Source organism: Agromyces terreus, from assembly GCF_009749465.1.
GTDB classification, from domain to species: domain Bacteria; phylum Actinomycetota; class Actinomycetes; order Actinomycetales; family Microbacteriaceae; genus Agromyces; species Agromyces terreus.
Genome location: NZ_WBIS01000002.1, coordinates 342,413 through 354,873 on the forward strand (window position 1 = coordinate 342,413; position 12,461 = coordinate 354,873).

The 12,461-nt window shown below is 70.3% G+C and carries 11 protein-coding genes; 6 read left to right on the forward strand and 5 right to left on the reverse strand.

The window, feature by feature from the left end; translation table 11 throughout:
* Positions 1 to 6: 6 nt before the first annotated feature.
* The 5 genes from rpsR to GQQ92_RS06785 form a co-directional block, all read right to left on the reverse strand.
* Positions 7 to 267: a 30S ribosomal protein S18 gene (rpsR, locus tag GQQ92_RS06765; protein ID WP_022889097.1), complete on the reverse strand. Its 261-nt coding sequence runs from the start codon at positions 265 to 267 to the stop codon at positions 7 to 9.
* Positions 268 to 342: 75 nt separating this feature from the next.
* Positions 343 to 864, reverse strand: coding sequence for a single-stranded DNA-binding protein (locus GQQ92_RS06770; protein ID WP_156998470.1), 522 nt, complete (start codon positions 862 to 864; stop codon positions 343 to 345).
* A gap of 5 nt (positions 865 to 869) precedes the next feature.
* Positions 870 to 1,241 (reverse strand): 30S ribosomal protein S6, encoded by a 372-nt coding sequence (gene rpsF, locus GQQ92_RS06775; RefSeq protein ID WP_055854044.1) that lies wholly within the window; start codon positions 1,239 to 1,241, stop codon positions 870 to 872.
* 268 nt (positions 1,242 to 1,509) lie between these two features.
* The gene (locus GQQ92_RS06780) at positions 1,510 to 2,523 is read right to left on the reverse strand and encodes a hypothetical protein (protein WP_156998471.1); all 1,014 of its coding nucleotides are present in this window, start codon (positions 2,521 to 2,523) and stop codon (positions 1,510 to 1,512) included.
* A 197-nt stretch (positions 2,524 to 2,720) separates the two neighbouring features.
* Entirely contained in the window at positions 2,721 to 4,151 is a 1,431-nt protein-coding gene (locus GQQ92_RS06785) for a CCA tRNA nucleotidyltransferase (protein WP_156998472.1), read from the reverse strand.
* A gap of 83 nt (positions 4,152 to 4,234) precedes the next feature.
* On the opposite strand from GQQ92_RS06785, the gene GQQ92_RS06790 reads away from it, so the two are divergent.
* The 6 genes from GQQ92_RS06790 (at position 4,235) to GQQ92_RS06815 (ending at position 12,300) form a co-directional block, all read left to right on the forward strand.
* Positions 4,235 to 6,754, forward strand: coding sequence for a DUF6049 family protein (locus GQQ92_RS06790; RefSeq protein WP_156998473.1), 2,520 nt, complete (start codon positions 4,235 to 4,237; stop codon positions 6,752 to 6,754).
* The gene (gene murJ, locus GQQ92_RS06795; RefSeq protein WP_156998474.1) at positions 6,747 to 8,366 is read left to right on the forward strand and encodes a murein biosynthesis integral membrane protein MurJ; all 1,620 of its coding nucleotides are present in this window, start codon (positions 6,747 to 6,749) and stop codon (positions 8,364 to 8,366) included. Before GQQ92_RS06790 ends, murJ begins: the two co-directional genes overlap by 8 nt.
* A 150-nt stretch (positions 8,367 to 8,516) precedes the next feature.
* Positions 8,517 to 9,491 carry a thioredoxin-disulfide reductase gene (trxB, locus tag GQQ92_RS06800; protein WP_156998475.1) on the forward strand — a complete coding sequence of 325 codons (975 nt, stop codon included), beginning with the start codon at positions 8,517 to 8,519 and terminating at the stop codon, positions 9,489 to 9,491.
* 38 nt (positions 9,492 to 9,529) lie between these two features.
* Entirely contained in the window at positions 9,530 to 9,853 is a 324-nt protein-coding gene (gene trxA / locus GQQ92_RS06805) for a thioredoxin (protein WP_156998476.1), read from the forward strand.
* Between the two features lie 132 nt (positions 9,854 to 9,985).
* Positions 9,986 to 11,308, forward strand: a complete 1,323-nt coding sequence (locus tag GQQ92_RS06810; RefSeq protein WP_156998477.1) for an aminotransferase-like domain-containing protein — start codon at positions 9,986 to 9,988, stop codon at positions 11,306 to 11,308.
* 17 nt (positions 11,309 to 11,325) lie between these two features.
* The gene (locus tag GQQ92_RS06815) at positions 11,326 to 12,300 is read left to right on the forward strand and encodes a D-alanine--D-alanine ligase family protein (protein ID WP_156998478.1); all 975 of its coding nucleotides are present in this window, start codon (positions 11,326 to 11,328) and stop codon (positions 12,298 to 12,300) included.
* Positions 12,301 to 12,461 lie beyond the last annotated feature (161 nt).

Here is a 12,461-nt window from a genome sequence, read left to right on the forward strand (position 1 = left end):
TGCTCCTTAGCGGCCGGAGCCCGAGTAGGGCAGGAGAGCCATCTCGCGTGCGTTCTTCACGGCACGGGCGATGAGGCGCTGCTCCTGCACGGAGACACCGGTGATGCGGCGGGCGCGGATCTTTCCACGCTCGGAGATGAACTTGCGAAGGGTCGCAACGTCCTTGTAATCGATGATGCCGACCTTGATCGACTTCGCCGGGGCGGCGTTCTTCGCGCCCTTCCCGCGGCTCGGCTTGCGGCGGTCGCCGCTGCTCTTTCCAGCCATTGGATTTCCTGTCTGTAGAAAACGATGTGCGAGCGGATGCCCCGGCTGGCGGCATCCGTTCACCGGCCCTGGGGCCTAGAAGGGCGTCTCGTCGCCGTAGTTCGTTCCGGGCGTGTTCCACACGTCGCCGCCGCCCGACTGGGGCGCTGCGGGCGCGCTGGGAGCCCATGCGTCGCCGCCGGACTGCTGGCCGCCCCCGTAGGAGCCGCCGCCGCCGACCGCACCGCGGTTGGACTGCGCACGCGTGATGGAAGCCGTGGCGTACCGGAGCGAGGGACCGATCTCGTCGATCTCCAGCTCCATGGTGGTGCGCTTCTCGCCTTCCTTCGTCTCGTAGGAACGCTGCTTGAGACGTCCGGTAGCGATGACCCGGGAACCCTTGGTGAGCGAACCCGCGACGTGCTCGGCGAATTCACGCCAGCAGCTCGCACGCAGGAACAGCGCTTCGCCGTCCTTCCACTCGTTCGCCTGACGGTCGAACGTACGGGGAGTGGAAGCGATGGTGAAGTTGGCAACCGCCAGTCCGCCCTGCGTGTACCGCAGCTCGGGATCTGCCGTGAGGTTGCCCACCACAGTGATGATGGTCTCGCCTGCCATGGGGACTAGGCGTCCTTCTTGGCCGAAGCGGCAGCCTTCTTGGCGGCCTTCTCTTCCTGAGCCTTCGCGTGAGCGGCGACCTGTGCGATCGCCTCTTCTGCGCGGAGCACCTTCGTGCGCATGACGGCCTCGCTGAGGTTCAGCTGGCGGTCGAGCTCGTCGGTGGTCTTGGACTCGGCGGTGAAGTCGACGACGGCGTAGATGCCCTCGTTCTTCTTGTTGATCTCGTAGGCCAGACGACGACGTCCCCAGATGTCGACCTTGTCGACACTGCCGCCATCGTTACGGATGACGTTGAGGAACTTGTCAAGGCTGGGAGCAACGGTGCGCTCATCGATCTCGGGATCGAGGATAACCATCAGCTCGTACTGGTGCATGACTAACCCACCTCCTTCGGACTCAAACGGCTACAGGATCTCTGCAGCAGGAGGGTTGTGCATACGCCGCCCGAGGAGGCCTCACATTCGAGGCGCACGGGCAACCTTGACAGTCTAGCGGATGCCGCGGGCCGACGCCATTCGCGCCCCGCCCGCGCACGGCCGCCGGCCCCGAGCGAGCGCGATCCGGACGAGCGAGCACCCCGCGCCGCGCGCACTCGTCGGGAAAGCGCGCACTCGAGGGCGGCGCGGGGGCGCGCGGCGCGGGCTACGACCGCGCGCGGGGGAGTCCTGCCGCGAGCAACTCCCGGCGCAGCCCATCGGCGTACCCGGTGATGTCCGACCAGACCCACCGGGCGACATCCCTCCCGTGTCCCCGCTTCAGCCTCCGCTCGCGCTGCTTCTCGAGCCACATGACCTCGCCGGCATCGCGCCCGGCGAGGTACTCGTCTCGCGTGTACTTCACCTTGCCGTCGAACTCCCCGCTCGTGCCGAAGTCGGGCCAGTCGAAGTCGACGATGTCCCGGCCCGGCTGGTCCGCGCGTGCGAAGGCGGTCTGCGTGTTCGGGCGCGGGAACCCGAGCAACCGGATCTGCCCCCGACTGACCGACTCGCCCGGCGAGGCCGCACCCGGATCGCCGAACTCGACCGTCCGCCTCGCAACGGCGACACCGCGTGCACCCTTCGCGGCGGCGAGCGACTCGAGCAGCCGTTCCCGCCCGACACCCCGCAAGGGGGTTCCGGGTGCGCGTTCGAGTCGGCCGTCGACGTACGCGAGGGGCGCAGCGAGGACCTCGGCGCGCAGAGCGCGGTCGACCGCGGGCAGCGACTTCAGCAACGGCAGCGAGCACGCGAGGTCCAAGGTCGTGCGCGCGACATCCGTCACCCTGAAGCCCGCGACCTCGATGACGGATGCCTCGGCGACCACTCCGCGGTGCCACCTGATGCCACGCCCCGAGGGCGGCGCGACGCCGCCGAAGGCCAGCAGGTGCACGTCGGAGGACGGCACGCCGAACAGCGGCAGCCCCAGGATCGCAGCGGCTGACGGGCCGCAGAGCACCGGGGGCTCCCGCCTGGTGCGCACCACTGCGGCGATGCGCAGGAGCTGTTGCTCGTACACGCGCAGTGCGCGCCACGCCGCGGTGTCGACGTAGACGCCGGCACGCACCCGTGTCACCGTGCCCGTCGCGGCTCGTCGTGCGAGTTCGCGGGTGCTCGCCGAGATGCGATCGGGCTCGCGCACGACGATGAGCGGCGGAAACGGATGCGGTGCGTCGGCCATCCCCCGATGGTGCAGGCGCACGCGCGTGGTGCGCGGCATGTCGACCCGAACTCGGGCCGATCCGCGCGCCGCTCGGGCTGGGGAGGAGTGATGAGCGAGTGCGTTCCAGACGAGCGAGCACGCGACGGAGTGCGCGGTCGTCCGATTCGCGCTCGCTCGAACGGCGGTGTGCGGGGCGCGGGGCGCGGGGCGGCGCGTCAGGCCTCGCGGGCGGCCCACCAGGCGCGCAGGCGCTGCTCCGCGGCATCCGGGCCGATGGGCCCCTCGTCGAGCCGCACCTCGAGCAGGTACCGGTAGGCCTCGCCCACGACGGGGCCGGGCTTCAGGTCGAGCAGGCGCATGATGTCGGCGCCGTCGAGCTCGGGGCGCACGGCCGCGAGCTCCTCCTCCTCGGCGAGCACGGCGATGCGCTCCTCGAGGTCGTCGTACGCGAATCCGAGACGGTCGGCCTTGCGTCGGTTGCGCGTGGTCACGTCGGCGCGCGTGAGGATGTGCAGTCGTTCGAGCTGCTCGCCGGCGTCGCGCACGTAGCGGCGGACGGCGGAGTCGGTCCACGCGGCATCCGCGTAGCCGAAGAACCGCAGGTGCAGCTCGATCAGGCGGGAGACGGCCGCGATCGTGTCGTTGTCGAACCGGAGCGCGCGCAGCCGCTTGCGCGCCAGCTTCGCGCCGACCACGTCGTGATGGTGGAACGAGACGACCCCGCCCTTCTCGAGGCGGCGCGTGCCCGGCTTGCCGATGTCGTGCAGCAGCGCGGCGAGGCGCACGATCAGGTCGGGGGAGTCGAGCACGCCGCGCGAGACCTCGTAGTCGATGGCCTGGTCGAGCACCGTCAGCGAGTGCTCGTAGACGTCCTTGTGGTGGTGGTGCTCGTCGACCTCGAGGCGCAGCGCCGGGATCTCGGGCAGCACGCGTTCGGCGAGCCCCGATTCGACGAGGAGGCGGATGCCTCCGCGGGGCGCCCCCGTCAGCAGGAGCTTCGAGAGTTCGTCGCGCACGCGCTCGGCCGAGATGCGGTCGATCTCGGGGGCGAGGGCCGTCATCGCCGCGCGCGTCCCCTCCTCGACCTCGAAGCCGAGCTGGGCCGAGAAGCGGGCGGCGCGGAGCATGCGCAGCGGGTCGTCGCCGAACGACCGTTCGGGCGGCGCCGGGGTGCGGAGGGTCTTCGCGAGGAGGTCCTCGATGCCGCCCGACGGGTCGACGAGCTCGAGCCGCGGCAGGCGCAGCGCGAGGGAGTTGACGGTGAAGTCGCGGCGTCCGAGATCGTCTTCGAGGCTCTCGCCGAACACGACCTCGGGCTTGCGGGAGTCGCCGTCGTAGGCGTCGGCGCGATAGGTCGTGATCTCGACGGTCTCGCCGGCGACCTTCGCCCCGATCGTGCCGAACGCGCGGCCGATGTCCCAGTGGGCCTCGGCGATGGGCGCGACGACCGCGAGGATCTGGTCGGGCGTGGCGTTCGTCGTGAAGTCGAGGTCGTTGACCGCGCGCCCGAGGAAGGCGTCGCGCACCGGACCGCCGACGAGCGCGAACTCGTACCCGGCGCCCTCGAAGGCGGTCGCGAGCTTCGAGACGGTGGGCGAAGCCGCGAGTTCGCCCATTCTGGCGAGGGCCTGCGCGACGGTCTGCATGGCGTCAATGCTATTCGGCGCCCGGCGGGCAACCTGTGCACGGGCGCGCGGGCGGCACGGCCTCACGCCGTAGAATCGCCAGCATGGTGGCCGACTCGCACGCTGGGCGTCGTCGTGCCCGCAGGCGATTCGGATCCACCGGCGCTTCGGGTGCGCACGACCGGTCGGCCGCGACGACCGGCGCCCCGCTCGGTCGGGCCGACGACGCGCGTGCCGGTGGCCTCGGCCGCAACCGCTGGCTGCGCAGAGGGCTGTTCGCGGCGGCCGCCCTGGGCGTCTCGGCCGCCGTGGTCGTGCCGCTCGCCGCACAGGCGGGCGGGGTCGACGCGGTCGCCTCGATCCGCGACGTCCTCGTCGGCGCCGCCGTGCCCGGGGCGGTCCGCGACGCCGATCCGGCCTCGTCCGCCGACGGCTCGACGCCCGCTGCCGCGTTCGCCGCCCCCGACACCGGTGCGGAGGGCGTCGAGATCAGCATCGCCCCGACCACCTCGACCTCGTTCACCCCCGGCGCGGCCGGCAGCACCGTCGCCGTCTCGGTCGAACTCGAGAACCTCAGCGGCTCCTTCCTCGACGCGGGCACGCTCGAACTCGTGCGAGCGGGCTCCGCCATCGACGACGGCGACGAGCTCGACGCCTGGCTCGCGAGCGCCGCCGCGACGACCGGCTTCGGTTCCGGCGCGGTGTCGCTCGCCACCTCGCCGACGCGGGCCCTCGCGACGGGCGGGGTCACGCAGGTGGTGTTCGACGTCCCGGCCCAGGCGTTCGACGCGCTCGCGGGGTCCCCGGTCATCGGCCTCGGCGCGCAGTTCAGCGTGGGCGACCTCACCGTCTCGACGCAGACGTCGGCGCTCGCGAACACCGCCTCGCCGGGTTCGGGCGCCGCGCCGATCGCACTCGTCGCACCGCTCACCGTCCCGGCCGAGACATCCGGGCTGATCGGCGCCGACGAGCTCGCCGAGTGGACCGCTCCGGCGGGCCTCCTGACCCGGCAACTCGACGCCCTCGCCGGCCGTGACATCGCCATCGGCATCGACCCCCGCATCATCGTGTCGATCCGATCGCTCGGCACCGCGGCCCCGCCCGAGGCGCTCGAGTGGCTCCAGCGGCTGGCCGACGTGCCGAACGAGACCTTCCCGCTCGCCTACGCCGACGCCGACCTGGCGGTGCAGTCGCAGATCGGGCTGCCCGCACCGCTGGCGCCGGTGTCGTTCGCCGACGTGCTCGACCCCGATGACTTCGCGACCGATCCGGCGACGGGCGACACCGGCATGATCGGCGCCGACCCCCTCGAGGCGACCGACGAGGCCGAAGACGGCGGCGAGGCGGGGGGCGACGACGGGTCCGCCGCGCAGGATCCCGCGGATTCGCCGACGCCCGTCCCCACCGAGCCCGTCTCGCCGGTGCCAGACACCGAGCAGCTGCTCGACTGGCCGTACACGCGTGCAGACATCGCCTGGCCCGGCGACCGCACGGTCGCGCCGGGCGACATCTCGTTCTTCAACGCCGCGGGCCTCACCACGACGATCCTCGACGCGGCCAACGTCGAGCCCCTCATCGGGGCGGATGCCTCGGCGCTGGTCGACGGCGGAACGGCGATCGTGTCCGACGACGACCTGACGGCGGCCGTGCGCACCGCCGCCTCGGCCACGAGCGACATCGAGTGGCGCGACGCCACGGGCGAGGTGCTCGCCCGTGCGGCCCTCGACGGCGCGACCGGAAGCGGCAGCCCGCTGCTCGCCACCTTCGGCCGCGACGCCGACGCGGTGCCCGAACGCGTCGGCGACCTCGTCGCCGAACTCACCGATTCGCCGTTCGTCGCGCCCACGGGGCTCGCTCAGGCGATCGGCGCGCCGCCCACCGCCCGCACCCTCGTCGACTCGGTCGAGGGCGACGCCCGACTCGCCCTCGTGCGCAGCATGGTCGCCGCAGAGACCGAGGTCGACGCCTTCGCCACGGTGCTCGCCGACGTCGACGACCTCGTCGCCCCGACCCGTCGCGAGATGCTCGCGCTGCTCGACGTGGGCTGGCTCGCCGCCCCGACCGAGTGGGCGGGCTCCGCCGCCGAGTGGACGGCCGCGCAGCGCGAACTCGTCGACTCGGTCTCGGTCGTGCCGAGCAGCACCGTGCTCGTCGTGGCGAGCTCGACCGGCATCCCGGTCACCGTGCAGAACACGTCCGAGTACCCCGTGATCGTCGAGGTCGACGTGGCGCCGTCCAACGGGCGGCTCGTCGTCGACGAGCCCGTGCAGGTCACCGTCGAGCCGGCGTCCCGCAACACGGTGAGCGTCCCGGTGGCGGCCGGCGTCGGCAACGGCGAGGTGCTGCTCACCGTGTCGCTCCGCTCCCTCTCCGGCGTGCCCGTCGGCTCCACCGCGGTGATCCAGGCCGACGTGCAGGCCGACTGGGAGGGGCTCGGCGCGGCGATCCTGGGCGGCATCTTGATCGTCGTCTTCGGCATCGGCATCTGGCGCAACATCCGACGACGACGACGCCAGCGCGCTGCGGATGCCGCAGCAGCGGCCGAGCCCACCACCGAAACGGACGCCCCCATCGAGCCCGACACCGACCAGGGTCCCGAATCAGGTCGGCGCCTCGATGGCTGACGAAGACCGCATCGGGCGCGCAAGCCTGTTCCTCGCCTCCGGCACCCTCGTCTCGAGGCTGCTCGGGTTCCTCAAGGCGATCGTGCTGGCCGCCACCATCGGCGTCGTCGGGTCGGTCAGCGCCGACGCCTTCGCCGTCGCGAACGGACTCCCGAACACGGTGTACGTGATCGTGGCGGGCGGCGTGCTGAGCGCGGTGCTCGTGCCGCAGATCGTCCGCGCCTCGGCGCACGCCGACGGCGGCAGCGGGTACATCAACAAGCTGCTCACCCTGGCGTTCGTCATCCTCGGCGGCGCGACGATCGTCGCGACCGCCGCCGCGCCGCTGCTCACGATGCTCTACGCCGGATCGAACGAGCAGATCCTCCCGCTCGCGATCGCCTTCGCCTGGTGGTGCATGCCGCAGATCTTCTTCTACGGCATGTACACGCTCCTCGGCGAGGTGCTCAACGCCCGCCGCAGCTTCGGTCCGTTCACCTGGGTGCCGGTGCTGAACAACGTGGTCGCGATCGCCGGCCTCGTGGCGTTCGGGGCGATCTTCGGCTTCGACCCCGACGGCCTCCGCGACGTCGCCGACTGGACCCCCGGCATGGTCGCGCTGCTCGCGGGCACCGCGACCCTCGGCATCGTCGCGCAGGCGGTCGTGCTCTTCTGGTTCTGGCGCCGCATCGGGCTCCGCTACCGCCCCGACTTCGCCTGGCGCGGCGTCGGCCTCCGCACGGCGGGCCGGCTCGCCGGCTGGACCTTCGGCATGCTGCTGCTGACCACCCTCGCCGGCATCGTCCAGACCCGGGTGCTCATCGTCGCCTCGAGCCACGGTGCCTCGGTCGCCGCGTTCGACACCGCGTGGCTGGTGTTCATGTTGCCCCACTCGGTCATCACGGTCTCCATCGCGACCGCGTACTTCACCCGCATGAGCGAGCACGCGGCCGTCGAAGACGTCGGAGGAGTGCGATCCGACTTCTCCGGGGCCGTCCGCGGCGTCCTCGTCATCCTGATGCTGGCGGCGGTCGGGCTCATCGTCGTCGCCTACCCGTTCGGTGCGGTCTTCCAGACCGGGTTCGCCGCGGCATCCGCCATCGGCAACATCCTCATCGCGCTCGCGGTCGGTCTCGTGGCGTTCAGCCTGCTGTTCGTCGTCCAGCGCACGTTCTACGCGCTGAACGACACCCGCACCCCGTTCTTCTTCACCCTCTTCCAGGTGATCGTGTTCTCGGCGGCGGCCCTGCTCTGCCTCGCACTCCCGCGCGAGTGGATCGGCGTCGGCGTCGCGCTCGCGACCACCGTCGCGGTCCTGGCGCAGTTCGTGCTCGCGACCGTCCTGCTTCGGCGTCGGCTGAGCCTGCTCGACGGACGCCGCATCTTCGGCACCCTGCTCCGCTCGCTGGTCGCGCTCATCGTGCCGGCCCTCGCGGGCGTCGCGCTCCTCGTGGCGTTCGGCGGGCTCACCGAGGGCGGCTACGCGGTGTCGAGCCGCGTCGGCGCGATCGTCTCCATGGTCGTCATCGGCGCGGTCATGTCCGGCCTGTACTTCGGCGGGCTCTGGCTGCTCCGTTCGCCCGAGCTCCGCGGGTTCGCCGACCCGGTCCTCGCGCGCCTCCGTCGGCGCTGACGGCACCTCGACGCCGCGGCATCCGTCACATACCGTGCGTGCCCACCGTGACGGAATACGCGACGCCTAGACTGTGTTGACCATGTCGTTGGCCTCCGTGAAACCACCGATGCGGATGCCACGAATCACCGACTGACGACAGGAGCCTCCTTGCGCGACATCATCATCATCGGCTCAGGTCCTGCGGGCTTCACCGCGGCGATCTACGCTGCCCGCGCGGAGTTGAAGCCCCTGCTCATCGCGAGTTCCGTCGAGATCGGCGGCGAGCTGATGAACACGACCGAGGTCGAGAACTTCCCCGGCTTCCCCGAGGGCATCATGGGCCCCGACCTCATGGGCAAGCTGCAGGCGCAGGCCGAGCGGTTCGGCACCGAGGTCGTTTACGACGACGTCGTGTCGCTCGACATCGACGGCCCGGTCAAGCGCGTCACCCTCGGCAACGGCGAGACGCACGAGGCATCCGCCCTCATCTACGCGACCGGCTCGGCCTACCGCAAGCTCGGCCTGCCCGAAGAAGAGCTGCTCTCGGGCCACGGCCTCTCGTGGTGCGCCACGTGCGACGGGTTCTTCTTCCGTCAGAAGACCATCGCGGTCGTCGGCGGCGGCGACTCGGCCATGGAGGAGGCGACCTTCCTCACGCGTTTCGCCGACAAGGTGTACGTGATCCACCGTCGCGACTCGCTCAAGGCATCGAAGATCATGCAGCAGCGGGCGATCGACAACGAGAAGATCGAGTTCGTGTGGAACTCCGAGGTTGCCGCGATCGTCGGCGAGACGGCCGTCACGGGCGTCACGCTGCGCGACACGGTCACCGGCGAGGAGCGACTGCTCGAGCTCGACGGACTATTCGTCGCGATCGGCAACGACCCCCGCACCCACCTGGTGCACGGCAAGCTCGAGCTGACCGCCGAGGGCACCATCGCCGTCGACGGCCGCACCTCCAAGACCTCGCTCCCCGGCGTGTTCGCCGCGGGCGACGTCATCGACCCCCACTACCGCCAGGCGATCACCGCCGCCGGTTCGGGCACCGTGGCCGCGCTCGACGCCGAGCACTACCTCGCTGCGCTCGGCAACGAGAACGCCGCCGAGGCACTGCTCGAGAACGAATTCGTCGCGGTCGACTGACCGCCGACGTCGACCCGCTTCAACCTGAGGAGATACCCATGACCGCACGTGCAGTGACCGAGGCCACCTTCGAGCAGGAGGTCCTCAACAACGACAAGGCCGTCCTCGTCGACTTCTGGGCCGAGTGGTGCGGCCCGTGTCGCGCCGTGAGCCCGATCCTCGACCAGATCGCGAGCGAGCACGCCGACAAGCTCGACATCGTCAAGCTCAACGTCGACGAGAACCCGCAGCTCGCGATGAAGTACCAGATCACGGCGATTCCCGCGTTCAAGGTCTTCGAGAAGGGCGAGGTCGTCAAGACCGTGATCGGCGCCAAGCCGAAGCCCGCCCTCGAGGCCGACCTCGCCGACTACATCGCGTAGCCGGCAGCCTCGTAGCGCTTCGAGACCCGCCCGGCACACGCCGGGCGGGTCTTCTGCGTTCTCGGCGTGGCAGCCCGGTCTTCGAGCGGCAACTAGCATTGAACAACCCAGAACAGATCGGAATCAGCACTCGTGACCTCTGACGGCGTCCCCCAGCGGACCGGCAACAACCTCGACCCGTGGTACGCGAACTACGCCGAGCGAGCCGCCGGCCTGGCCGCCTCCGAGGTTCGTGCGCTGTTCGCGGTGGCCTCGCGCCCTGAGGTGGTCTCGCTCGCGGGCGGCATGCCGTACGTCTCCGCTCTGCCGCAGGAACTCATCATCTCCTCGATGGACCGCGTCATGCGCACCGACGGCCCGACGGCCCTGCAATATGGCTCTGGTCAGGGTATTCCTTCTCTCCGCGAGCACATCCTCGAGGTCATGGCCCTCGAGGGCATCCAGGGTTCGGTCGACAACGTCGTGACTTCGACCGGCTCGCAGCAGGCACTCGATCTCGTGGCGAAGCTGTTCCTCGATCCGGGCGATGTCGTACTCGCCGAGGCGCCTTCGTACGTGGGCGCCATGGGTGTGTTCCGCTCGTATCAGGCGAACGTGGTGCACGTCGCCATGGACGAGCACGGTCTGATCCCCGAGGCGCTCCGACAGACCATCGCGCATCTCCGCGGGCAGGGTCGGCGCATCAAGTTCCTCTACACGATCCCGAACTTCCACAATCCGGCGGGTGTGACGCTATCGGCCGAGCGCCGACCCGAGATCCTCGAGATCTGCCGGTCGAACGAGATCCTCGTGCTCGAAGACAACCCCTACGGGCTGCTGCATTTCGACGAGCCGGCCCCGAACGCACTGCGCTCGCTCGACTCCGAGGGCGTCATCTACCTCGGTTCGTTCTCGAAGACGCTCGCCCCGGGATTCCGGGTCGGCTGGGCCCTGGCGCCGCACGCCATCCGCGAGAAGCTCATCCTGGCCGCCGAGTCGGCGATCCTCTCGCCCAGTTCGTTCAGCCAGCTCGTCGTCTCCGAATACCTCTCGACCACCGACTGGCGCGCGCAGATCGACACATTCCGCGGGGTCTATCGCGAGCGCAAAGACGCCATGATCGAGGCGCTGGGGGAGTACCTTCCTCAACTGAGCTGGACGAACCCGAACGGCGGCTTCTACGTCTGGGTGACGATGCCCGACGTGCTCGACTCGAAGCAGATGCTGCCCCGCGCGGTGAAGGAGCTCGTCGCGTACACCCCCGGCACCGCGTTCTTCGCCGACGGCAGGGGCCGGCACGCCATGCGGCTCTCGTTCTGCTACCCCACGCCTGAGGCGATCCGGGTCGGCATCCGTCGGCTCGCGACCGTCGTGAACGGCGAGCTCGACCTCCTCGACACGTTCGCCGGCACCGGCACCCTGCAACTGCCGATGAAGCCCGGCATCGAACCGGCACCCCCGACCGACCTGAAGTAGTGGAGAAACCCCAGATCATGAGCGATTCCCTCGGTCTTCACGTCGTCGTCCTCGCGGGCGGCATCTCGCATGAGCGCGACGTCTCCCTCCGGTCGGGGCGTCGCGTCGCCGATGCACTCGCAGCGGCAGGCCACCGGGTGGTGCTGCGGGATCCCGACGCCGGCCTCCTCCCGTTCCTGGCGAGCGAGCGCCCCGACGCCGTGTTCCCCGCACTGCACGGCTCGAGCGGCGAAGACGGCTCCCTCATCGGCCTCCTCTCCGCACTCGGCATCCCCACGGTCGGTTCGAGCGCCGCCGCGGCCCGCCGCGCCTGGTCGAAGCCGATCGCGAGTTCGATCATCGCGGCGACGGGGGCGTCGGTGCCCGAATCCATCGTGTTGTCGCACGAGTCGTTCCGCGAACTCGGCGCATCCGCGGTCCTCCGCGTCGTGCGCGATTCCCTTCCCGGCGATCTCGTCGTGAAGCCCGCCATGGGCGGCTCGGCACAGGGCGTCTCGATCGTGACGGATTCGAACGACCTGCCCCGCGCGATGGTCGAAGCGTTCACCTACGCCGACGTGGTCGTCGTCGAACGACGCATCGTCGGCACCGAACTGTCCGTCGGAGTCGTCGACACCGGTTCCGGTCCACTCGCGCTCACTCCGGTCGAGATCGAGCCCACCGACGGCATCTACAGTTTCCAGGCTCGATACAACGCCGGGGAGACCACCTTCTACGCGCCGTCGCGACTGGACGCTGAGATCATCGACACCGTCGCCGCGGCGGCGGTCCACGCCCATACCGCACTCGGGCTTCGCGATCTGTCACGGGTCGACTTCATCGTCGATGCCTCGGGCACGCCGTGGTTCCTCGAAGCGAATGTGATGCCCGGTCTCACCGAGACCTCGCTGCTGCCGCTCGCGATCGAAGCTTCGGGCACGAGCACCGCCGAGGTGTACTCGGGGTTGGTGCGTTCCGCGGTGGCCAAGTCTCCGCTCTCGGTCGCCGACTAGCAATGCGGATGCCTCGAGCGCCGCGGAGCTGATTCGCGGCGCGGATCTCGAGGTGAACGAGATTGCTCGTCGACCAGGCCAGCGCGTTCCGATCGACTTCTTCGTCTTGAGAACGGGCGTTTTCGCGCCTGTTTCAGTTCGTCAGGAACGATTCTGAGGGC